Source organism: Pseudomonas sp. MWU12-2029, from assembly GCF_023242425.1.
Classification (GTDB): domain Bacteria; phylum Pseudomonadota; class Gammaproteobacteria; order Pseudomonadales; family Pseudomonadaceae; genus Aquipseudomonas; species Aquipseudomonas kribbensis.
Window position 1 is genome coordinate 17,545 of sequence record NZ_JALJDY010000009.1, and the last position, 22,752, is coordinate 40,296.

Genomic DNA, 22,752 nt, shown 5'->3' on the forward strand with positions numbered 1-22,752 from the left:
CAAGCTCGGACATATCCGGACACGAGCTGACACTTGAGGATAGCCATGAAGTTTCTGTGCACGGGCGCCGATTTGCTCGAAGCCACCAGCCGCGGGTTCGAGATCGACGGCAAAAAACTGTTCGCCGTGCGCCGGGCCGGCAAGGCGTACGTCTATCTCAACCGCTGCCCGCACCGCGGTGTCGGGCTCGAGTGGCAACCCGACCAGTTTCTCGACCCGAGCAACAGTCTGATTCAGTGCGCCACTCACGGCGCACTGTTTTTGATCGAGAACGGTGAATGCGTCGCTGGCCCTTGCGCCGGGCAATCGCTGACGGTCATCGATTGCCGTGAAGATGCACAAGGACTGTGGGTCGACGTTTAACCGTCGAGCAATACGTCCAGTCGACGATCGATCAACATTTCTTCGTGGTTCAAGCGCACGCCATAAGCCAGCACCTCGACACCGGACGCCACCGCCTCGCGCAAGGCATCGGCGTAGGCAGCATCGATCTCCACGGCCGGGCGTACTGCTTCGATACCCGTCAGATTCACGCAGTACAACTGCACCGCCCGAATCCCGTCGCGCGCCAGATGCGCCAGCTCACGCAAATGCTTGGCACCGCGCTCGGTCACCGCATCGGGAAAGGCCGCCACCGCCGTACCGTCAAAGCCCAGCGTGACGCTTTTCACTTCCACGTACGCCGGCCCTGTCGGGTATTCGAGGCGAAAGTCGATGCGGCTTTTTTCCTGTCCGTAGGCCACTTCGCGCTTCAGCGCGGTAAAACCGTTCAACTCGCTGATGACACCGGCCTGCAAGGCTTCTTCGACCAGCGAATTGGCGCGCCCGGTGTTCACACAGAACAGCCGCCCCTGCGGGGTTTCGCCGATTTCCCAGGTGCCGGGCAGCTTGCGCTTGGGGTCATTGGAGCGACTGAACCAGACCTGTCCGCCTTCGACCTGACAATTGAGCATCGAACCGGTATTCGGACAGTGAATCGTCAGCAGTTCGCCGCCAACGGTTTCGATGTCAGCGAGAAAGCGCTTGTAACGGCGGATCAACCGGCCTTCTTCAAGAGGAGGAAGAAAGCGCATCAGCCTTGCCAGCTCTTCAAGCCGCGACCAATGCGTTCCACTGCTTCCTGTAAGCGAGGGAGGTTTTGCGTGTAGGCAAAACGCACATGGTGACTGGCCTGATAACGACCGAAATCCAGCCCCGGGGTAAACGCTACGTGCTCGGTTTCAAGGAAGTGACGGCAGAACGCGAAGGCATCACCGCCGAACTGGCTGATATCGGCGTACAAATAGAACGCGCCTTCCGGCTCTACGGCGATATTGAAACCCAGCTCCCGCAATGCCGGCAGCAAGAAATCGCGGCGACGGCCGAATTCGGCGCGGCGCTCTTCGAGGATGGCGATGGTGTCCGGCTCGAAACAGGCCAGCGCCGCATGCTGAGCCATGCTCGGTGCGCTGATGTAGAGGTTCTGCGCGAGTTTTTCCAGCTCACTGACCGCCGCATCCGGCGCCACCAGCCAGCCGAGACGCCAACCGGTCATGCCGAAATATTTGGAGAAACTGTTGAGGACAAACGCGCTGTCGTCGACTTCCAGCACACTGGCGGCATCGGTGCCGTAAGTCAGGCCGTGGTAGATCTCGTCCACCACCAGATGCCCGTGCCGCGCCTTGATGGCTGTGGATAACCCCGCCAGCTCATCGCGGGTCAGAATCGTGCCGGTCGGGTTGGCCGGTGACGCGACCAGTGCGCCGACACTGTCGTGATCCCAGTGGCGCTCCACCAGATCAGGCGTCAGTTGATAGCGTACGTCCGGCCCGACAGGAACCAGTTGCGCAGCGCCTTCAACCAGTCGCAGAAAGTGCCGGTTGCACGGATAACCGGGGTCGGCCAGCAGCCAGTGCTTGCCCGGGTCCACCAGCAACGCACTGGCCAGCAACAGCGCCCCGGAGCCGCCCGGGGTGATCAGAATCCGCCGTGGATCGATATTCAGGCCATAACGGGTCTGATAGAAGCCGGAAATCGCTTCGCGCAACTCAGGAATGCCACGGGCGGCGGTGTAACGGGTTTTCCCCGCCGTCAGCGCAGCCTGGCCGGCGCGGATGATCGGCTCGGCGGTCGTGAAGTCCGGTTCGCCGATTTCCAGATGGATCACGTCATGGCCGGCGGCCTGCAATTCATTCGCCCGCGCCAGCAACGCCATCACATGGAACGGTTCGATCGCACGACTGCGCGCACTGTAGGGCTGAGCCATTGGCCTTCCTTCAACGAGTGAAAAGAAACGATTCTACCCATCTGCCGGAACGAGCGAGAACCCGCAGCGGTCACAGCCTCAAGAACGCTGGACTGTAACAAGGCAAACGTACGCTCCAGGATTGACTAAAATCAGTGATTGTCAGGTCTCCAGCACCACCAGACATGGCTTGGCAAACATTTGCAGGCACCACCGGCCGCGGGCTCGACATCCGGGAGTAGCGCGGGCCGAATTGATCTGGTAAGTTCGCCCGCTTGCAGCCGCAGGGCCGGCAGGTGTCGGTGATGGAGCAATCCTGCGCAATGGATTACAAGAGTAGAGGCGGTCCATTTCATGCCCACCCAAGCAAAGCAACAGCAGCAACAGGCGATCAGCGGTTTCGAACCTTACGTTCCGGCCGAAGGCGAAGAGTACATGGGCAAGCCCATGCGCGCGCACTTCACCAAGATCCTGACCAAGTGGAAACTGGACTTGATGCAGGAAGTCGACCGCACTGTTGATCACATGAAAGACGAAGCAGCCAACTTCCCTGATCCGGCCGACCGTGCCAGCCAGGAAGAAGAATTCGCCCTTGAGCTGCGTGCCCGCGACCGCGAGCGCAAACTGATCAAGAAGATCGACAAGACGCTGCAGTTGATCGAAGACGAAGAGTACGGCTGGTGTGATTCCTGCGGCATCGAGATCGGCGTCAAGCGCCTCGAGGCCCGCCCGACCGCCGACATGTGCGTCGACTGCAAGAACCTTGCGGAAATCAAGGAAAAGCAGGTCGGCAAGTAATCCCGACCTGAACGAGAAACGGAGCGTGCGAACGCTCCGTTTTTGTTTCTGCCGTTTTTTACTCTTCAAGTAACATCGCCCTCATGACTGCCAACACCTCCCCCGCCTACATCGGCCGCTTCGCCCCGACTCCCAGTGGACACCTGCACTTCGGCTCACTGGTGGCTGCGCTGGCTTCTTACCTGGATGCCCGCTCGGTGAACGGCCGCTGGCTGGTGCGCATGGAAGATCTCGATCCGCCCCGGGAAGAGCCGGGGGCGCAGGCAGCGATACTGAAGGCCCTGGAAAGCTATGGCTTCGAATGGGATGGCGAAATGATCCGCCAGAGCGACCGGCATGAGGCCTACGCCCAAGTGCTCGACAGCCTGTTCAATCATGGCCTCGCGTACGCCTGCACCTGCTCGCGCAAACAACTGGAGCCCTATCACGGCATTTATCCAGGACTGTGCCGCAATGCCGGCCATGGCCAGGAAGACGCCGCGATCCGCCTGCGCGTGCCGGAGCTGGAATATCACTTCATCGACCGGGTGCAGGGCGAGTACCGCCAGCACCTGGGCCGCGACGTGGGTGATTTCGTGATCCGCCGCCGCGACGGCCTCTACGCCTATCAACTGGCGGTGGTGCTGGACGACGCCTGGCAGGGCATCACCGACATCGTCCGCGGCGCCGATCTGCTCGACTCGACGCCGCGCCAGCTCTATCTGCAAGAACTGCTGGGCTTGCGCCAGCCGCGTTATCTGCATCTGCCGCTGATTACCCAGCCGGACGGCCACAAGCTCGGCAAGTCCTACCGCTCGCCACCGCTGGAGGCCGATCAGGCCACGCCATTGTTGCTGAGAGCCTTGCGCGCGTTGGGGCAAGAGCCGGGACCTGAGCTGGCCCACGCCTCACCGCAGGAGCTGCTGAAATGGGGCAGTGCCCACTGGGATGCCTCGAAAATCCCGCGCACACTGACCCTGCCCGAAGCGCAACTGCTGTGACGACACTTGCAGTGGCGCACCCATCCGTTACCATCGCCGCACGTTTTCGGGCACGCGCATAAAAAAGAGAGGCCGGGATGTACATCTATCGCTTGGTCCTGCTTCTGGTCGTGGGGATCTACCTGTTTTCTCCCGCCATCATGGATTGGTGGATCGACGCTACGGGCGCCTGGTATCGCCCTTATCTGCTCTGGCTGATCCTGATTGTCGTGACCTTCATCCTGCAGAGCCAAAAAGATGCCGATGAGCTTTAGTCTGACCCAGATGCTGCTGATCAGCGCCGCCTACCTGGCCGCGCTGTTCGGGGTGGCCTGGATCAGTGAACGGGGCATGATCCCGCGGGCGATCATTCGCCATCCGCTGACCTACACCCTGTCGCTGGGGGTCTACGCCAGTGCGTGGGCGTTCTACGGTACGGTCGGGCTGGCTTATCAGTATGGCTACGGCTTTCTGTCCAGCTATCTCGGGGTGTCCGGTGCATTTCTGCTGGCGCCGGTGCTGCTCTATCCGATCCTGAAGATCACCCGCACCTATCAACTGTCGTCGCTGGCAGACCTGTTCGCCTTCCGCTTCCGCAGCACCTGGGCCGGTGCGCTGACCACGATTTTCATGCTGATCGGCGTATTGCCGTTGCTGGCCCTGCAGATCCAGGCCGTGGCCGATTCCATCGGCATCCTCACCGGCGAGCCGGTGCAGAATCGCGTGGCCCTGGCGTTCTGTGCGCTGATCATCCTGTTCACGATCTTCTTCGGCTCCCGCCATATCGCCACCCGTGAAAAACACGAAGGACTGGTGTTCGCGATTGCCTTCGAATCGGTGATCAAACTGGCCGCCCTCGGCGGCGTCGGCCTCTACGCGCTGTACGGTGTGTTCGACGGCCCGCAACAGCTAGAACTTTGGCTGTTGCAGAACCAGACCGCTCTCGCCGCCCTGCACACGCCGCTGCAGGAAGGCCCGTGGCGCACGTTGCTGCTGGTGTTTTTCGCCTCGGCGATCGTAATGCCGCACATGTACCACATGACCTTCACCGAAAACCTCAACCCGCGCTCGCTGGTCAGCGCGAGCTGGGGCCTGCCGCTGTTCCTGCTGCTGATGAGTCTGGCGGTGCCGCTGATTTTGTGGGCCGGCCTGAAACTCGGCGCCACCACCAATCCGGAATACTTCACCCTCGGCATCGGCATCGCCGCCAACAGCAAGTCGCTGGCGTTGCTGGCGTATGTCGGCGGTCTGTCAGCGGCCAGCGGCCTGATCATCGTCACCACGCTGGCGCTGTCGGGCATGGCCCTGAACCACCTGGTGCTGCCGCTCTACCAGCCACCGGCCGAAGGCAACATCTACCGCTGGCTGAAATGGACCCGCCGGGCGCTGATCGTCGCGATCATCATGGCCGGTTTCTGCTTCTACCTGATGCTCGGCGCGGAACAGGATCTGGCCAACCTCGGCATCGTCGCCTTCGTCGCGACCCTGCAATTCCTGCCCGGCGTGCTGTCGGTGCTGTACTGGCCGACCGCCAACCGCCGTGGCTTCATCGCCGGGCTGCTGGCGGGGATTCTGGTGTGGGTGGTGACCATGCTGCTGCCGCTGGTCGGCAATCTGCAGGGTTTCTATATTCCGCTGCTGAACATGATCTACGTGCTGGACGACACCAGTTGGCACATGGCGGCCATCGCCTCGCTGGCGGCCAACGTCTTGATGTTCACTTTGATTTCGCTGTTCACCAATGCCAGCCCGGAAGAGGCCAGCGCCGCCGAAGCCTGCGCGGTGGATAACGTGCGTCGCCCGCAACGTCGGGAACTGCACGCCGCCTCGCCGCAGGAATTCGCCACGCAACTGGCCAAGCCATTGGGCGCCAAGGCTGCGCAAAAGGAAGTCGAACAGGCCCTGCGCGACCTCTATCTGCCGTTCGACGAGCGCCGCCCTTACGCCCTGCGTCGACTGCGCGACCGGATCGAAGCCAACCTGTCCGGCCTGATGGGCCCGAGCGTCGCCCAGGACATGGTGGAAACCTTCCTGCCGTACAAGGCCGGCGGCGAAAACTACGTCACCGAAGACATCCACTTCATCGAAAGCCGCCTCGAGGACTACCACTCGCGCCTCACCGGTCTGGCCGCCGAACTCGACGCCCTGCGCCGCTACCACCGCCAGACCCTGCAGGAACTGCCGATGGGCGTCTGCTCGCTGGCCAAGGATCAGGAGATCCTGATGTGGAACAAGGCCATGGAAGAGCTGACCGGGATTGCCGCGCAACGGGTGGTCGGATCGCGCCTGAGCACCATCGCCAATCCGTGGAAAGAATTGCTGCAAGGTTTCATCAACCTGCCCGACGAACATTTGCATAAGCAGCATCTTGCACTCGACGGCCAGACCCGCTGGCTGAACCTGCACAAAGCGGCGATCGACGAGCCTCTGGCACCGGGTAACAGCGGCCTCGTGCTGTTGGTGGAAGATCTGACCGAAACCCAGATGCTCGAAGACAAACTGGTGCACTCCGAACGGCTGGCCAGCATCGGTCGACTCGCGGCCGGCGTGGCCCATGAAATCGGCAACCCGATCACCGGCATTGCCTGTCTTGCGCAAAACCTTCGGGAAGAACGCGAAGAAGATGGCGAGCTGACGGAAATCAGCGGCCAGATCCTCGAACAGACCAAACGCGTGTCACGCATCGTGCAGTCGCTGATGAGTTTTGCCCACGCCGGCAGCCATCAGCACAGTGACGAGCCCGTCTGTCTGGCGGAAGTGGCTCAGGATGCCATTGGTCTGCTGGCCCTGAACCGGCGCAATTTCGAAGTCCAGTTCTACAACCTGTGCGACCCCGATCACTGGGTCGAAGGCGACCCGCAGCGGCTCGCCCAGGTGCTGATCAATCTGCTCTCCAACGCCCGTGACGCCTCGCCCGCCGGCAGTGCGGTACGGGTCAAGAGCGAAGCCGGCGAACACACGGTCGATCTGATCGTGGAGGACGAAGGCAGCGGCATTCCGTCGAGCATCATGGACCGATTGTTCGAACCTTTCTTTACCACCAAGGATCCTGGCGAAGGCACCGGTCTGGGCCTTGCACTGGTCTATTCCATCGTTGAAGAGCATTATGGACAAATCACCATCGACAGCCCGGCTGATGTTCAGAGCCAGCGCGGCACCCGTATCCGGGTGACATTGCCGCGTCATGTCGAAGCGACGTCCGCTGTGAACTGAGACCGTCGAGAGTATCGAATCAATGCCGCACATTTTGATCGTCGAAGACGAAACCATTATCCGCTCCGCCTTGCGCCGCCTGCTGGAACGCAACCAGTACCAGGTCAGCGAAGCCGGTTCAGTGCAGGAAGCACAAGAACGCTTCAGTATTCCCACATTCGATCTGATCGTCAGCGACCTGCGTCTGCCGGGTGCTCCGGGCACCGAGCTGATCAAGCTCGGCCAGGGCACGCCGGTGCTGATCATGACCAGCTACGCCAGCCTGCGTTCGGCGGTCGACTCGATGAAGATGGGCGCGGTGGATTACATCGCCAAGCCTTTCGACCACGATGAAATGCTTCAGGCCGTCGCGCGGATCCTGCGTGATCGCCAGTCAGCGCCGGCTGCCGGTGAAGTCGTTGCCGGCAAAACCGCCAACGGCAATGGCAAATCCGCCACAGACAACAGCAACGGCGAGATCGGCATCATCGGCTCCTGCCCACCGATGCAGGACCTTTACGGCAAGATCCGCAAAGTCGCCCCGACCGATTCCAATGTCCTGATCCAGGGCGAATCCGGCACCGGTAAAGAACTGGTGGCCCGGGCCCTGCACAATCTGTCGAAACGTGCCAAGGCGCCGATGATCTCGGTGAACTGCGCCGCCATTCCGGAAAGCCTGATCGAGTCCGAGCTGTTCGGTCACGAGAAAGGTGCGTTCACCGGTGCCAGCGCCGGTCGCGCCGGTCTGGTGGAAGCGGCGGACGGCGGCACGCTGTTCCTCGACGAGATCGGCGAATTGCCTCTTGAAGCCCAGGCCCGCCTGTTGCGCGTTTTGCAGGAAGGCGAAATTCGCCGGGTCGGCTCGGTGCAGTCGCAGAAAGTCGATGTCCGACTGATCGCCGCGACCCACCGCGACCTCAAGAGCCTGGCGAAAATCGGCCAGTTCCGCGAAGACTTGTATTACCGCCTCCATGTGATCGCGTTGAAACTGCCGGCCCTGCGCGAGCGTGGTGCCGACGTCAATGAAATCGCCAATGCGTTCCTTGCCCGCCAGAGCGCACGCATCAACCGCACCGACCTGAAATTTGCCGCCGATGCCGAACAGGCGATCCGGCACTATTCCTGGCCGGGTAACGTGCGGGAACTGGAAAACGCCGTCGAGCGCGCCGTCATCCTGAGCGAAAGCCCGGAAATTTCCGCCGACCTGCTGGGCATCGACATTGAGCTGGGGGATCTGGAGGACGACGAGTTCATCGGTCTGCCGGCGCAACCGGCCGGTAACGCCAGCAACAGCAGCCACGAGCCGACCGAAGACCTGTCGCTGGAAGACTACTTCCAGCATTTCGTTCTCGAGCATCAGGACCACATGACCGAGACCGAACTGGCGCGCAAACTGGGCGTCAGCCGCAAATGCCTGTGGGAACGCCGCCAGCGCCTGGGCATTCCACGGCGCAAGACCGGGGTCGCCAGCGAGAGCTGAACGTTACCTGTCGAGTGTGCGGGTAACCGTTGAATGTGTGAAAAAACTGTTACCTCAGTCTTTTCACGTAACAGAAGCCGGGGTTATCGGTAACGAAACCCCGGCTTTTTTTCGCCCCGCGAAAACGGTTATATCGACCTAACCCCTTGTTTTATTGGGGTTCGCAAAAGTTGGCACGCCCCCTGCTATATGTTTGGTACAAGAACAATAACAAGCAATGCACAAGACAATAAAAATAAGACGAATCGACTCACGCACAATAAAAACAAGACGGCGAGAGGCGCAGCTAACTGATTCTTTTGGAGAGGCGTTGTATTTGGGGCTTGCCCCACGACCAGGCCGAGAACAACAAAAACTGTCCTAAGACAGAGCCTGTACTGGTTGGATCGAGAGATCACTGCAATTCAGCGACCAAAGCAATCCGTTTGCTCTTGGCTCCCGATTGGGAGGGTCATGAAGGAAAAGCTTCATGGCGAGGGCACTCAACAAAAACAAGAAGCCCGAATCAATAATAAAAAGAGCACGCAACTACTTCTTGGGGAGCTTCGGCTCCCCTTGTAGTTTCTCCCTCCCGGAAAAACCTCCCCTCCTGACGCATCTTCACCCCTCTAGCCTGCGGCCTGCAGCGCAAATCGGCAGCGTCCTACACCATCCCTCGACTAAATGCTAGAATCCCCGCCCATCATGCGGTCATTCTCTGGTATGGCCGAACATTCCTTCAAACAGTGCATCCCATGCTGAAGAAGCTGTTCCAGTCATTCCGAACTCCCCTGCGTCGTACGCAACACATCCGTAGCACGCCTGAAGTCCTCAACAGCGGCCAACATTCGCTGCAAAAGGCGCAATTCAGCCGATACGCGGTCAACATCGTCGAACGTCTGCAGGGCGCCGGCTACCAGGCCTACCTGGTTGGCGGCTGCGTGCGAGACATGCTGCTGGGCATCACGCCCAAAGACTTCGACGTCGCCACCAGCGCCACGCCCGAGCAGGTTCGCGCCGAATTCCGCAATGCGCGGATCATCGGCCGCCGCTTCAAGCTGGTGCACATCCATTTCGGTCGCGAAATCATCGAGGTCGCGACCTTCCGCGCCAACCACCCGCAAAACGAAGACGACGAAGACAGCAACCAGTCCTCGCGCAACGAGAGCGGGCGCATTCTGCGCGACAACGTCTACGGCACCCTGGAAGAAGACGCGCAACGTCGCGACTTCACCATCAACGCCCTGTATTACGATCCGGTCAGCGAGCGCATCCTCGATTACGCCAATGGCGTGCACGACATCCGCAATCATCTGATCCGCCTGATCGGCGACCCCAAGCAGCGTTACCAGGAAGACCCGGTGCGGATGCTGCGGGCCGTGCGTTTCGCCGCCAAACTCAACTTCGGCATCGAAAAGCACACCGTCCAGCCGATCCGCGAGCTGGCACCGATGCTGCGCGAGATTCCGTCGGCCCGGCTGTTCGAGGAAGTGCTCAAGCTGTTCCTCTCCGGACATGGCGCCATCACCTTCGAGATGTTGGTCGACCTGCAACTGTTCGCGCCGTTGTTCCCGGCCAGCGCCGATGCGCTGGAATACAACCCGGAATACACTCACACGCTGATCAGCGAAGCGCTGACCAACACCGACCTGCGGATCAAGCAGAACAAACCGGTGACCCCGGCGTTCCTGTTTGCCGCCCTGTTGTGGCCTGCCCTGCCGGCTCGCGTGTTGCGTCTGCAGGAACGTGGCATGCCGCCGATTCCGGCGATGCAGGAAGCCGCCCACGAGCTGATCGCCGAACAGTGCCAGCGTATTGCGATTCCAAAACGCTTCACCATGCCGATCCGCGAGATCTGGGACATGCAGGAACGCCTGCCACGCCGCAGCGGCAAACGCGCCGACCTGTTGCTGGACAATCCGCGCTTCCGCGCTGGCTACGACTTCCTGCTGTTGCGTGAAAGCGCCGGCGAGCAGACCGATGGCCTGGGCGAATGGTGGACCGACTATCAGGACGCCAACGACAGCGAGCGCCGCGACATGATCCGCGACCTCAGCGGCAAGGAAGACGGCGCCAGCGGTGCTCCGCGCAAGCGTCGCCGCAGCAGCGGTTCCAAGCGCAAACGCGCCGGCGCACCGAGTGCTACGGGCGAATAAGGCATGGAACGCATCTACATCGGCATGGGCAGCAACCTGGCTGACCCGGCCGAACAACTGCGCAGCGCGGTCGACGCGCTGGGGCAATTGCCAGACAGCGCACTGGTCGGCGTCTCGGCCTTTTACCAGAGCGACTCGTTGCTGCCGGGCCAGCCGCGTTACACCAACGCGGTTGCGGCGCTCGACAGTACACTCGCCCCGCTGGAACTGCTCGACGCCCTGCAAGCCATCGAAAACGGTCAGGGCCGCGAACGCCTGGAGCGCTGGGGCCCGCGCACGCTGGACCTGGACATTCTGTTGTTCGGTGACCGTCTGATCGACGAGCCGCGCCTGAAAGTCCCGCATTACCACATGCAGGAACGCGCGTTCGTACTTTATCCCCTGGCCGAACTGGCCCCCGAAGATCTGCGCCTGGCCGACGGCCGCACCCTTGCCGATCTGCTCGCAGCCTGCCCGTTCGTCGGCCTCGAACGTCTCTCCCACGCCTGACCCAAACCGCCGATGCGGGAGCAAACCGGCTCCCGTATTTTGCGTTCTTGTAGGACAAAAACTCCGCAGATCAGGCCCGCCGGCCCGCTGAATCGCATCAGTAACGCCGGTAACACTCCCGTCGTAACAATGCGGTAACACATGCAATTGACTTCCTGAGGCCTCATCACGACTATAGGCGTCCCGCTGCCGCCAACCCGGCATACAAGGGCGCAATCCAGGCCTTATAAGCACGACAAAAGAGCGTGCGCCTGAATAGATGACGAATCACGCGCGTTACTCGCAGTAGTTTCCAAAGCGCCTGAACGAGGATTTCTTACATGCCAGCCATCACCCTGACCACGCTCCAGAGCCTCAAGCAGAAAGGTGAAAAGATCACCATGCTGACCTGCTATGACGCGACCTTCGCCCACGCCTGCAACGAGGCCGGTGTCGAAGTGCTGCTGGTGGGCGACTCCCTCGGCATGGTCCTGCAAGGTCACGACAGCACCCTGCCGGTGACCATTGCGGAAATGGCCTACCACACCGCCTGCGTCAAGCGCGGCAACACCGACGCCCTGATCCTGGCCGACCTGCCGTTCATGGCCAATGCCACCCTCGAACAAACCATGACCAACAGCGCCATGCTGATGCAGGCCGGCGCGCACATGGTCAAGGTCGAAGGTGCGCTGTGGCTGGCGGAATCGATCCGCCTGCTGGCCGAGCGCGGTGTACCGGTCTGTGCCCACATGGGCCTGACCCCGCAAGCCGTGAACATTCTCGGCGGCTATAAAGTGCAGGGTCGCAACGAAAACCAGGCACGCCAGATGCGCGCCGACGCAATCTCCCTGGAGCAGGCCGGCGCGGCCATGCTGCTGCTGGAATGCGTGCCGAGCGAACTGGCAGCCGAAATCACCCAGGCGGTGAAAATCCCGGTGATCGGCATCGGCGCCGGCACCGACACCGACGGTCAGGTCCTGGTGCTGCACGACATGCTCGGCCTGTCGATCAGCGGCCGCGTACCGAAATTCGTGAAGAATTTCATGCAGGGTCAGGACAGCATCCAGTCCGCACTGAAGGCTTATGTGAACGAAGTCAAAGCCGCCACTTTCCCTGGGATCGAACACGGATTCTCTGCATGAACACCGTCAAAACCGTACGTGAACTGCGCGCTGCCGTGGCGCGCGCCCGCAGTGAAGGCAAGCGCATCGGCTTCGTGCCGACCATGGGCAACCTGCACAGCGGCCACATCGCGTTGATCACTAAAGCCAAGCAGCGAGTGGACTTCGTGGTCGCGAGCATTTTCGTCAATCCGCTGCAGTTCGGCGCCGGCGAAGACCTCGACAAATACCCGCGCACCCTGGCAGCGGATCAGGAAAAACTGCTGGAAGCCGGTTGCTCCCTGCTGTTCGCCCCGACCGTCGAAGAAATGTACCCCGACGGCATGGCCGGGCAGACCCGGGTCAGCGTGCCACAGCTTTCCGAAGGGCTGTGCGGTGCCAGCCGCCCGGGGCACTTCGAAGGCGTGGCGACCGTGGTCAGCAAGCTGTTCAACATGGTCCAGCCGGATCTGGCGATCTTCGGTCAGAAGGACTACCAGCAACTGGCCGTGATCCGTGCGCTGGTGCATGACCTGAACATGCCGATCCAGATCATCGGCGAACCGACCGTACGTGCTGCCGATGGCCTGGCGCTGTCCTCGCGCAACGGTTTCCTCAGCGAGGAACAACGCGCCGTGGCGCCCGTCGTTTACCGTGCCCTGAGCAGCATTGCCGAGTCGATCAAACAGGGTGAGCGCGACTTCCCGGCCTTGATCCTGGCACAGCGGCAACAGCTGGAAGCCGCCGGCCTGCGCCCGGATTACCTGGAAATCCGCCACGCCATGACCCTGCGTCCGGCCACGGCGGAAGATCGTGACCTGGTGATTCTGGTTGCTGCGTTCCTCGGCACCACCCGGTTGATCGACAACCTGCACCTGAACCTCGATACCCCCGCCTGAACACCGCAACAGCAGAATGAGGGAGCGAGCCTGTTCGCTCCCGCATTCGTGCCACATCCCCTTCCAGATCGTATTGCCGGGCACCTGACCATCGGGCAAACTGCCCGCCGATCCACTGCGCGCGAAAAGCAGGGACTTGCTCGTATTACCCGCCGTCTGTCGGCGTCTGCTGTTATCGATGTTAAAAAAGTACAGGTAACAGGTCAGAAGAAGCCAAGACAGATCGCGGCGCTGGGTTTACTGTATTCGCCCTGCGCCAGTGTAATCGTGTCGACGCAGTTGCCCCCTCGCCCAAACATGGCGGGGAGGTCTTTTCAGTGTTCAAAAGGCCGTTCAAGTAAAAAGGAAAACCGCAGCGATGGCGTACTACCGCACTCCTCATGACGTTACCGCTCTGCCTGCCTGGCAGGCGTTGAAAGACCACCGCCAAGCCATGCAGGATTTCAGCATGCGCGAAGCCTTCAACGCCGATCCGCAGCGCTTCACTCAATTCACCCTCAGCAGCTGCGGACTGTTTCTCGATTATTCGAAGAATCTGATCAACGCCGAGACCCGCAACCTGCTGGTGGGTCTGGCCAACGAAGTCGATCTCAAGGGCGCGATCAAGGCGCTGTTCGACGGCGAAATCGTCAACTCCTCCGAAGGCCGCCCGGCGCTGCACACCGCCCTGCGTCGCCCGGTGGGCGACAAGCTGTCGGTCAATGGCGTCAACGTGATGCCTGAAGTCCACAAGGTGTTGAACCAGATCACCGATCTGGTCGGCAAGATCCATGACGGCCTGTGGCGCGGTTACACCGAAAAGCCGATCACTGACGTGGTCAACATCGGCATCGGTGGTTCGTTCCTCGGCCCGGAGCTGGTCTCCGAAGCCCTGCTGTCCTACGCCCAGAAAGGCGTGCGTTGCCATTACCTGGCGAACATCGACGGCAGCGAATTCCACGAGCTGACGCAAAAACTGCGCGCCGAGACCACGCTGTTCATCGTTTCGTCGAAATCGTTCAACACCCTCGAAACCCTGAAAAACGCCCAGGCCGCCCGCGCCTGGTATCTGGCCCAGGGCGGTTCGGAAGCCGAGCTGTATCGTCACTTCATCGCCGTATCGAGCAACAACGCGGCGGCCGTGGCCTTCGGTATCCGCGAAGAGAACATCTTCCCGATGTGGGACTGGGTCGGCGGTCGTTATTCGCTGTGGTCGGCCATCGGTCTGCCGATTGCCCTGGCCATCGGCATGTCCAACTTCAAGGAACTGCTGTCCGGTGCCTACACCATGGACCAGCATTTCCAGAGCGCGCCGTTCGAACAGAACATGCCGGTGCTGCTGGCCCTGCTCGGCGTGTGGTACGGCAACTTCTGGGGCGCGCAAAGCCACGCGATCCTGCCGTACGACCACTACCTGCGTAACATCACCAAGCACTTGCAGCAGCTGGACATGGAATCCAACGGCAAAAGCGTGCGTCAGGACGGCACTCCGGTGTCGACCGATACCGGCCCGGTGATCTGGGGCGGCGTCGGCTGCAACGGCCAGCACGCTTACCACCAGTTGCTGCACCAGGGCACCCAGCTGATTCCGGCCGACTTCATTGTGCCGATCGTCAGCTTCAACCCGGTGTCCGACCACCATCAGTGGCTGTACGCCAACTGCCTGTCCCAGAGCCAGGCGCTGATGCTCGGCAAGACCCTGCCGGAAGCCGAAGCCGAACTGCGCGACAAAGGCATGAGCGAAGAACAGGTGCAGAAACTCGCACCGCACAAAGTGATCCCGGGCAACCGTCCGAGCAACACCCTGGTGGTCGAGCGCATCAGCCCGCGTCGTCTCGGCGCACTGGTGGCGATGTACGAACACAAAGTCTTCGTGCAGAGCGTGGTCTGGGGCATCAACGCCTTCGACCAGTGGGGCGTGGAACTGGGCAAGGAACTGGGCAAGGGCGTCTACAACCGCCTGGTCGGCAGCGAGGAAACCGCGGCCGAAGATGCGTCCACTCAAGGCCTGATCAACTACTTCCGCGGCCGTCACCGCGGCTGATCCAGCCCTGAACACACCCCCTCGCCATGAGGGGGTGTTTGTTTACAGGTATTGAACCCTCCCCGCTCTCGGCGCATCTTTATCCTTGTCGCACAACAAGAATAAGGAACCGTCATGTTCGATATCAGCACGTTCCCCAAAGCCGATGCCGTCCGCCGGGCAGCCCAGTTGAGTCAGGACGACTACCATCGCCTGTACCGCGAATCCATTGAACACCCCAGCACCTTCTGGGCCGAACAGGCCACCCGCTTCCTCGACTGGAGCACCCCGTGGCAGACCGTCCAGCGCTATGACCTGAAGACCGGCGAGGCTTCCTGGTTCGCCGGGGCGAAACTGAATGTCAGCTACAACTGCATCGATCGCCACCTGGAGAAACGCGGCGACCAGACCGCCATTGTCTGGGAAGGCGACGATCCCGCCGAATCCACGCAAATCACCTACAACAAACTCCATCACCACGTCTGCCGCCTGGCCAACGTGCTGAAAAGCCGCGGCGTGAAGAAAGGCGACCGGGTGTGCATCTACATGCCGATGATCCCCGAAGCAGCCTACGCCATGCTCGCCTGCGCACGGATCGGCGCGATTCACTCGGTGGTGTTTGGCGGTTTTTCGCCGGACTCGTTGCGCGACCGCATTCTCGATGCCGATTGCCGCACGGTGATCACCGCCGACGAAGGCGTGCGCGGTGGCAAGTTCGTGCCGTTGAAACAGAACGTCGACAAGGCCCTGCAAAGCTGTCCGAAGGTCAGCACCGTCGTGGTCGTCGAACGCACCCAGAACAAAGTCGACTGGTTCGAAGGCCGCGACCTCTGGTATCACCAGGCCGTGCGCGATGTCAGCGACGATTGCCCGCCGGAACCGATGGACGCCGAAGACCCGCTGTTCATCCTCTACACCTCCGGCAGCACCGGCAAACCCAAAGGCGTGCTGCACACCACCGGCGGTTACCTGCTGCAAGCGGCGATGACCTTCAAGTACGTGCTCGACTACCGCGACGGCGAAGTATTCTGGTGCACCGCCGACGTCGGCTGGGTTACCGGCCACAGCTACATTGTCTACGGCCCGCTGGCCAACGGCGCGACCACCCTGATCTTCGAAGGCGTGCCGAGTTACCCGAGCACCTCGCGGTTCTGGCAGGTGATCGACAAACACAAGGTCAACATCTTCTACACCGCGCCGACCGCACTGCGCGCACTGATGCGTGAAGGCGCCGGCCCCTTGCAGGAAACTTCGCGACAGAGCCTCAGATTGCTCGGCAGCGTCGGCGAGCCGATCAACCCCGAAGCGTGGGAATGGTATTTCAACGTCGTAGGCGAACAGCGCTGCCCGATTGTCGATACCTGGTGGCAGACCGAGACCGGCGGCATCATGCTCAGCCCGCTGGTCAGCGCTCAACGGATCAAACCGGGCTGCGCCACCCAACCGATGTTCGGCGTGCAACCGGTGCTGCTCGACGAACACGGCAAGGAAATCAAGGGCGCCGGCAGCGGCGTGCTGGCGATCAAGTCGAGCTGGCCGGCGCAGATCCGCAGCGTCTACGGTGATCCGCAGCGCATGGTCGACACCTACTTCAAGCCCTACCCAGGCTACTACTTCACCGGCGACGGCGCCCGCCGCGACGAGGATGGCGACTACTGGATCACCGGTCGCATTGATGACGTGATCAATGTCTCCGGCCACCGCATCGGTACCGCCGAAGTCGAGAGCGCGCTGGTGCTGCATGACAGCATTGCCGAGGCCGCCGTGGTCGGTTACCCCCACGACGTCAAAGGCCAGGGCATCTACGCCTTCGTCACGCCCATGAACGGCGCCGAACCCAACGACGAACTGAAGAAGGAACTGCTGGCCCACGTCAGCAAAGAGATCGGCAGCTTCGCCAAACCGGACCTGATCCAGTGGGCCCCGGCCCTGCCGAAAACCCGCTCGGGCAAGATCATGCGGCGGATCCTGCGCAAGATCGCCTGCAACGAGCTCGACAGCCTCGGCGACACCTCGACCCTGGCCGACCCGAGCGTGGTGCAGGGGCTGATCGACAAGCGCCTTAACCAGTAGAATCACGGGCGCGGTCAACCGGCCGCGCCGCCCTTCACCACTGAGTTGCCATGGAATTCATCCGCAGCCGTATCGAAAACCAGCTCATGAGCCTGACCGGTCTGTCCCTCGGCCAGCTCGATCTGGAAAACCCCAAGGGCGATCCCGGCCTGTTCGGCCCGGACTCGATCAGTTGGCAAGTGCACGGCGACTTCAGCAGCATGTTGATCGGCGGCATCAGTGCCTTGCTACTGCAAGCCCTGCACCCACTGGCACTGGCCGGGGTCTGGGATCACTCGAACTTTCGTCAGGACATGCTCGGTCGCCTGCGTCGAACCAGTCAGTTTGTCTCCGGCACTACGTTCGGCTCCAAACGGGACGCCGAATGGCTGATCGAGAAAGTCCGCACCATTCACCTGCAAGTGGTCGGCACCGCGCCGGATGGCCGGCCCTATGCGGCCAGTGATCCGGATCTGCTTACATGGGTGCACGTGGCCGAAGTCAGCAATTTTCTCGCCGCCCATTTGCGTTACCGCAACCCGCAGTTGTCACCGCAGGATCAGGACCGTTACTACGCGGAAATCGCCGTGGTCGCTGAACGCCTGGGTGCTCGCGATGTGCCGAAATCGCGCCAGGCCGTGACCGATTACCTGCAACGGGTGCGCCCGCAGTTGCTGTGTGACGAACGCAGCCGCGAAGTCCTGCGCCTGCTGCTCGATGCCCCGGCACCCAGCGTGCTGGCGCGGCCGTTTGGCGACCTGATGATGAAGGCCGGCATCGACCTGCTGCCGGACTGGGCCAGCGACATGCTCGATGCCCGGCAGAATCCGCTGCAACGCCAGCTGATCCGCGCCAGTGTCAAGCGCAGCGCACCGATGCTGCGCTGGGCGATGCGCAATGGTTCGGTGCAACGGGCCCAAAGGCGGATGGGGCTGAGATGAAGCTCAGTAGCTGCTAAACTCCCGCGCCCCGATTCCCTACAGCAAGGCGCAAGCATGTCTTCCCTGAATCAGGCGCTGCGCGCCGCCCTCGATCAACGCCAGGATCTGCTCGCCGAGCTGCACCGCCAGGGCACCGACTGCTATCGCCTGTTCCATGGCAGCCAGGAAGGCGCCGGCGGCCTGACCGTCGACCGTTATGGGCCGCAGCTGATGGTGCAGAGTTTCCACCAGACGCTGGAACTCGCCGACCTGCTGCAACTGCACGCCACGGTGAACGAAACGCTGGGCTTGCAAACCTTGCTGGTCTACAACGACCGCTCCCGTGGCAACTCGCGCATCGACCGCGAAGACAGCGTGTACCGCGCCGAAGAAGCAGCGCTGGTCGATCTGGTCGGCCACGAGTGGGGCCTGAACTACCGCGTGCGCGGACGCCATGCCGGCCAGGATCCGCTGCTGTTCCTCGACCTGCGCAACACCCGCGGCTGGGTCAAGGATCACGCCAAGGGCAAAAGCGTACTCAACCTGTTTGCCTACACCTGCGGCGTCGGTCTCAGCGCGGCTGCCGGCGGTGCTCGCGAGGTGTGCAACCTGGATTTCGCCGAGGGCAATCTGGCAGTCGGCCGCGAGAACGGCCTCCTCAATCCGCAACTGCCGACCATGGAATTCATCCAGTCCGACTACTTCCCGGCGATCCGCCAGTTGGCCGGTCTGCCGATCAGCCAGCGTCGCGGGCAGAAACTGCCTAGCTATCAGCGCCTTGAACAACGCCAGTACGATCTGGTGCTGCTCGACCCGCCGGCCTGGGCCAAAAGCGCGTTCGGCACTGTTGACCTGCTGCGCGATTATCAGAGCCTGCTCAAGCCCGCCCTGCTGACCACCGCCGAAAACGGCGTGCTGATCTGCTGCAACAACCTGGCAAAAGTCAGCATGGACGACTGGCGCGAACAGGTGCTGCGTTGCGCCGAGAAGGCCGGGCGCCCGGTGCGCGAATGGAGCGTGATGACCCCGGGCCGGGATTTCCCTTCACTGGACGGGCAACCGCCGCTCAAGACCCTGATTCTCCAGCTCTGAAATTTCTCCCGGCAGGAGCCGTCTTCGGCAACTCCTACAGACATTGCAGACAAATCTGAACAATCCTGTCTCGTGCGATGTACTTCGGAACCGGAATCGCGTGCCATACTCCAAGGCACTCCGATTCAGACAGATGAAGCCGCACATGCCCAAAGGATTGATTCGCGCGATTGGCGCCCTGTTGACTGCTCTGGCCCTCTACAGCCTGCTGGGGTTTCTGATTTTGCCGGGCATCGCGCTCCGAGTGGCCAACCAGCAACTGGCCAACTACGCCACGGTGCCTGCGCACCTCCAGCGTATCGAACTCAATCCGTTCAGCCTCGAAGTCACGCTTTGGGGGCTGGTCATCGGCGAGCCGGGCAAGGAACAGGTCGGTTTCGAACGCCTGTACGCCAACCTGCAACTCGACAGCCTGTGGACAAAAGCCCTGCACCTGTCCGACATCGAACTGGACAAACCCAAGACCGAAATCCTGTTCGCCAAGGACGGCAAACTCAATCTGCTCGGTCTGTTCAAACTGCCGGCCAGCGAACCGACGCCGGCCGATCCGAATGCCAAGCCGTTTCCGCTGCGTATCGACCGGATCAAACTGGCCGGTGGCAACGTGCATTTCGAGGATGCACGCCCGAGCGAGCCGATCGAATTCCTCTACGACAAACTCGATTTCGAACTGAACAACCTCAGCACCCTGCCTGAAGACAACGCCGACATGACCCTGGTCGCCATCGGCCCGGCTGGCGGGCAGATCGACTGGAAAGGCAACTTCAGCCTGATCCCGATTGCCTCCGAAGGCACCCTCAAGGTCACCGATGGCCAGATGAAAGCGTTCTGGCCCTACGTGCGCGACGCCGTGCCACTGGTGCTGGAAAACGGCGTGGTCAGCCTCAGCACCGATTACAAGCTCAACCTGTCCAAGGAAACCGAACTGCTGCTGAACAACGTCTCAGTCAGCGTCGCGCCGTTTGCGATCAAGGCACCGGACGGACGTCCGCTGGCAAAGCTCGACCGCCTCGACGTCAGCGAAACCACCGTGGACCTGGCCAAGCAACAAGTGGTGGTCGGCAAGATCCGCAGCCAGAAACTCGAAACCTGGGCTGCCCTCGAAGCGGACGGGCAACTGGACTGGCAGAAACTGTTCGCCAGCCAGCCATCCAAACCTGCCGCCAAAGTAGCGGCTGAACCGAAAAGCACTCCGGCCGCCGCCGACTCGCCGAAAACGGAACCGACCGCGCCGGGCAAGCCATGGCAGGTGCTGCTCAAGGACGTGCAACTGCGTGACTACAAAGTACATCTGGCGGATCGCTCGGCGAAGCCCGAGGTCACGCTGGATGTCACGCCGCTTAATGTCGACCTGCAGAATTTCGACAGCCTCAATGGCTCACCCTTCAACGTCAAACTCGACGCTGGCCTGGGCAAGCAAGGCAAGATCAACGCCGACGGCGTGGTCAATCTGGCCCCGGTCACCGCCCAGCTCAACGTGAAAACCCAGGACATCGATCTGCGCGTCGCCCAGTCCTACATCAACCCGTTCATTCGTCTGGAACTGCGCAGCGGCATGCTCGGCAGCGACCTGAAAGTGAACCTGAAAAGCACCGAGCCGCTGGCACTCAGCGTCACCGGTCGCGCTCAGGTCGATCAGTTGCACACCCTCGATACCCTGAAGACCCGGGACTTCCTCAAGTGGCAGCAAGTGGTGGTCGAAGGCCTGAATTATCAGCACGGTGACAGCCTGTCGATCGACAGGATCAATCTGTTCCAGCCGTATGCGCGCTTCATGATCAACGATGACCGCACCACCAACATCGATGATTTGCTGATCCCGCAACCTGCCGACTCCGGGACAAAACCCGCAGCGGCCAAACCAGCCAGTAACTCGAAACCGCTGGGCATTCACATCGGCGGCATCGTGATCAATGACGGCTCGGCCAACTTCGCCGACTTCAGCCTGACGCCAAACTTCGCCACCGCGATCCAGCAGCTCAACGGGCAGATCGGCACCATCGACAGTCGTCAGGCGAAACCCGCCAGCGTCGACGTCAAGGGCAAGGTCGATCGTTATGCGCCGGTGACCATCAAAGGCGCGGTCAACCCGTTCGACCCGATGGCCAGCCTCGACATCGCCACCAGTTTCAAACGGGTCGAACTGACCACCCTGACCCCCTACTCCGGCAAGTTCGCCGGTTACCGGATCCGCAAGGGCCGGCTCAATCTCGACCTGCATTACCTGATCACCAAGGGTCAGCTCAAGGCCGAGAACAAAGTGGTGGTCGAACAACTGCAACTGGGCGAGAAGGTCGACAGCCCGGATGCCGTGAGCCTGCCGCTGAAACTGGCGATTGCGCTGCTCAAGGACGTGGACGGCAAGATTTCCATCGAACTGCCGGTCACCGGCGACCTCAACAACCCGCAATTCAGCGTGATGCCGATTGTCTGGCAGACCCTGCGCAACCTGATCGTCAAAGCCGCCGCCGCACCGTTCAAGCTGATTGGCGGTCTGGTCAGCGGTGGCGGATCGGAAGATCTGGGCACCGTGTCCTTCGCACCGGGCTCCAGCGAACTGAACAAGGATGCCGAAGCGGCTCTGGTCAAATTGTCCCAGGCCTTGAAGGAGCGTCCGGCCCTGCGTCTGGAAATCGAAGGCACCGCTGCACAGAGCAGCGACGGCCCGTTGCTTGCCGAACAGCGCCTGGAACGCGAATACCAGTACAACTACTACAAGATGCTCCAGCGTCGTGGCGACAAGGTGCCGGCCCAGGCCTCGCTGATCCAGGTGCCGGACAATGAAAAAGGTCCGCTGCTCGAAGGCATCTACCGCACCCGTCTGAAAACCCAGCCGCCGGCTGAATGGAAGGATCTGGGCAAGGAAGAACGCACGGCGAAAATGCGCGCCGACGTGATCAAGTTCTGGAGTTCCAGCGATGTGCTGTTGCGCCAGCTCGGCCAGGACCGTGCCAGCAGCATCAAGGATTACCTGGTGGACAAGGGCCAGTTGGCCGACGACCGCGTGTACTTCATCGACGCCAATCTTGGCGAAGCCGAAAGCGACGGTCGCGTGGTGACACAAATGCATCTGGACGCCGAGTGATGAACAGTCGATGGCTGGCCGCAATGGCGCTGGCGCTCGTCGCCAGCCTGGCTTCGGCATCCGATACCCTGCGCTGTGGCAGCCAGCTGGTGAGCCTCGGTGATCGCGCCAGCGAAGTGCTGCAGAAATGCGGTGAACCGGTCAGCCGCGACGTGCTGGGTTACAAGCGCAGCGCCAATCGTCGTGAAGAGTTTCAGGTCGAGGAGTGGACCTACGGCCCGAGCAACGGCATGTATCAATACCTGCGCTTCGAAGGCAATCGCCTGCGGCAGATCAACAGCAAGCGCGGCGACTGACTTCTCTCCACTTTTCCATTCCCTGAAATAGAACAGGCCCCGACACGAAT

18 protein-coding genes are annotated in these 22,752 nt (G+C 61.5%); 16 read left to right on the forward strand and 2 right to left on the reverse strand.

Annotation, left to right across the window (positions count from 1 at the left end; genetic code table 11):
- Positions 1-45: 45 nt before the first annotated feature.
- Complete coding sequence (locus M5B44_RS21415) at positions 46-363, forward strand: Rieske (2Fe-2S) protein (RefSeq protein WP_248740423.1); 318 nt, start codon at positions 46-48, stop codon at positions 361-363.
- Here the strand turns inward: M5B44_RS21415 and sfsA are convergent.
- Both sfsA and M5B44_RS21425 read right to left on the reverse strand, forming a co-directional pair.
- Positions 360-1,073 carry a DNA/RNA nuclease SfsA gene (gene sfsA / locus M5B44_RS21420; protein WP_248740424.1) on the reverse strand — a complete coding sequence of 238 codons (714 nt, stop codon included), beginning with the start codon at positions 1,071-1,073 and terminating at the stop codon, positions 360-362. The two genes, M5B44_RS21415 and sfsA, sit on opposite strands and share 4 nt — an antisense overlap.
- On the reverse strand, positions 1,073-2,245 hold the full coding sequence (locus M5B44_RS21425) for a pyridoxal phosphate-dependent aminotransferase (RefSeq protein ID WP_085712146.1): 1,173 nt from the start codon (positions 2,243-2,245) through the stop codon (positions 1,073-1,075). Before M5B44_RS21425 ends, sfsA begins: the two co-directional genes overlap by 1 nt.
- Before the next feature lie 333 nt (positions 2,246-2,578).
- Here M5B44_RS21425 and dksA point away from each other — a divergent pair, with 333 nt between their 5' ends.
- The 15 genes from dksA to M5B44_RS21500 all read left to right on the forward strand — a co-directional run bounded on the left by dksA (position 2,579) and on the right by M5B44_RS21500 (position 22,702).
- Entirely contained in the window at positions 2,579-3,022 is a 444-nt protein-coding gene (gene dksA / locus M5B44_RS21430) for an RNA polymerase-binding protein DksA (protein WP_085712147.1), read from the forward strand.
- Between the two features lie 83 nt (positions 3,023-3,105).
- Positions 3,106-4,002 (forward strand): tRNA glutamyl-Q(34) synthetase GluQRS, encoded by an 897-nt coding sequence (gluQRS, locus tag M5B44_RS21435; RefSeq protein ID WP_248740425.1) that lies wholly within the window; start codon positions 3,106-3,108, stop codon positions 4,000-4,002.
- Between the two features lie 77 nt (positions 4,003-4,079).
- Positions 4,080-4,256: a hypothetical protein gene (locus M5B44_RS21440; protein ID WP_003176118.1), complete on the forward strand. Its 177-nt coding sequence runs from the start codon at positions 4,080-4,082 to the stop codon at positions 4,254-4,256.
- Positions 4,240-7,194, forward strand: a complete 2,955-nt coding sequence (locus tag M5B44_RS21445) for a sensor histidine kinase (protein WP_248740426.1) — start codon at positions 4,240-4,242, stop codon at positions 7,192-7,194. The genes M5B44_RS21440 and M5B44_RS21445 overlap by 17 nt, the downstream gene beginning before the upstream one ends.
- A 22-nt stretch (positions 7,195-7,216) precedes the next feature.
- Positions 7,217-8,653 (forward strand): sigma-54-dependent transcriptional regulator, encoded by a 1,437-nt coding sequence (locus M5B44_RS21450; RefSeq protein ID WP_248740427.1) that lies wholly within the window; start codon positions 7,217-7,219, stop codon positions 8,651-8,653.
- Between the two features lie 734 nt (positions 8,654-9,387).
- A complete protein-coding gene (locus M5B44_RS21455) occupies positions 9,388-10,788 on the forward strand; it encodes a polynucleotide adenylyltransferase PcnB (protein WP_248740428.1) in 1,401 nt (466 codons plus the stop codon).
- A 3-nt stretch (positions 10,789-10,791) separates the two neighbouring features.
- Positions 10,792-11,277: a 2-amino-4-hydroxy-6-hydroxymethyldihydropteridine diphosphokinase gene (gene folK / locus M5B44_RS21460; protein WP_248740429.1), complete on the forward strand. Its 486-nt coding sequence runs from the start codon at positions 10,792-10,794 to the stop codon at positions 11,275-11,277.
- A gap of 320 nt (positions 11,278-11,597) precedes the next feature.
- Positions 11,598-12,398 (forward strand): 3-methyl-2-oxobutanoate hydroxymethyltransferase, encoded by an 801-nt coding sequence (panB, locus tag M5B44_RS21465; RefSeq protein WP_085712154.1) that lies wholly within the window; start codon positions 11,598-11,600, stop codon positions 12,396-12,398.
- On the forward strand, positions 12,395-13,255 hold the full coding sequence (panC, locus tag M5B44_RS21470) for a pantoate--beta-alanine ligase (RefSeq protein ID WP_248740430.1): 861 nt from the start codon (positions 12,395-12,397) through the stop codon (positions 13,253-13,255). The genes panB and panC overlap by 4 nt, the downstream gene beginning before the upstream one ends.
- Before the next feature lie 358 nt (positions 13,256-13,613).
- On the forward strand, positions 13,614-15,278 hold the full coding sequence (pgi, locus tag M5B44_RS21475; RefSeq protein ID WP_085712156.1) for a glucose-6-phosphate isomerase: 1,665 nt from the start codon (positions 13,614-13,616) through the stop codon (positions 15,276-15,278).
- Positions 15,279-15,392: 114 nt separating this feature from the next.
- Positions 15,393-17,330 (forward strand): acetate--CoA ligase, encoded by a 1,938-nt coding sequence (gene acs, locus M5B44_RS21480; RefSeq protein WP_248740431.1) that lies wholly within the window; start codon positions 15,393-15,395, stop codon positions 17,328-17,330.
- 50 nt (positions 17,331-17,380) lie between these two features.
- Positions 17,381-18,250, forward strand: coding sequence for an oxygenase MpaB family protein (locus M5B44_RS21485; RefSeq protein WP_248740432.1), 870 nt, complete (start codon positions 17,381-17,383; stop codon positions 18,248-18,250).
- A 54-nt stretch (positions 18,251-18,304) separates the two neighbouring features.
- Positions 18,305-19,321, forward strand: coding sequence for a class I SAM-dependent rRNA methyltransferase (locus M5B44_RS21490; protein ID WP_248740433.1), 1,017 nt, complete (start codon positions 18,305-18,307; stop codon positions 19,319-19,321).
- A 133-nt stretch (positions 19,322-19,454) separates the two neighbouring features.
- Positions 19,455-22,406: a DUF748 domain-containing protein gene (locus M5B44_RS21495; RefSeq protein ID WP_248740434.1), complete on the forward strand. Its 2,952-nt coding sequence runs from the start codon at positions 19,455-19,457 to the stop codon at positions 22,404-22,406.
- Positions 22,406-22,702 (forward strand): DUF2845 domain-containing protein, encoded by a 297-nt coding sequence (locus tag M5B44_RS21500; RefSeq protein ID WP_248740435.1) that lies wholly within the window; start codon positions 22,406-22,408, stop codon positions 22,700-22,702. Before M5B44_RS21495 ends, M5B44_RS21500 begins: the two co-directional genes overlap by 1 nt.
- Positions 22,703-22,752: the final 50 nt, after the last annotated feature.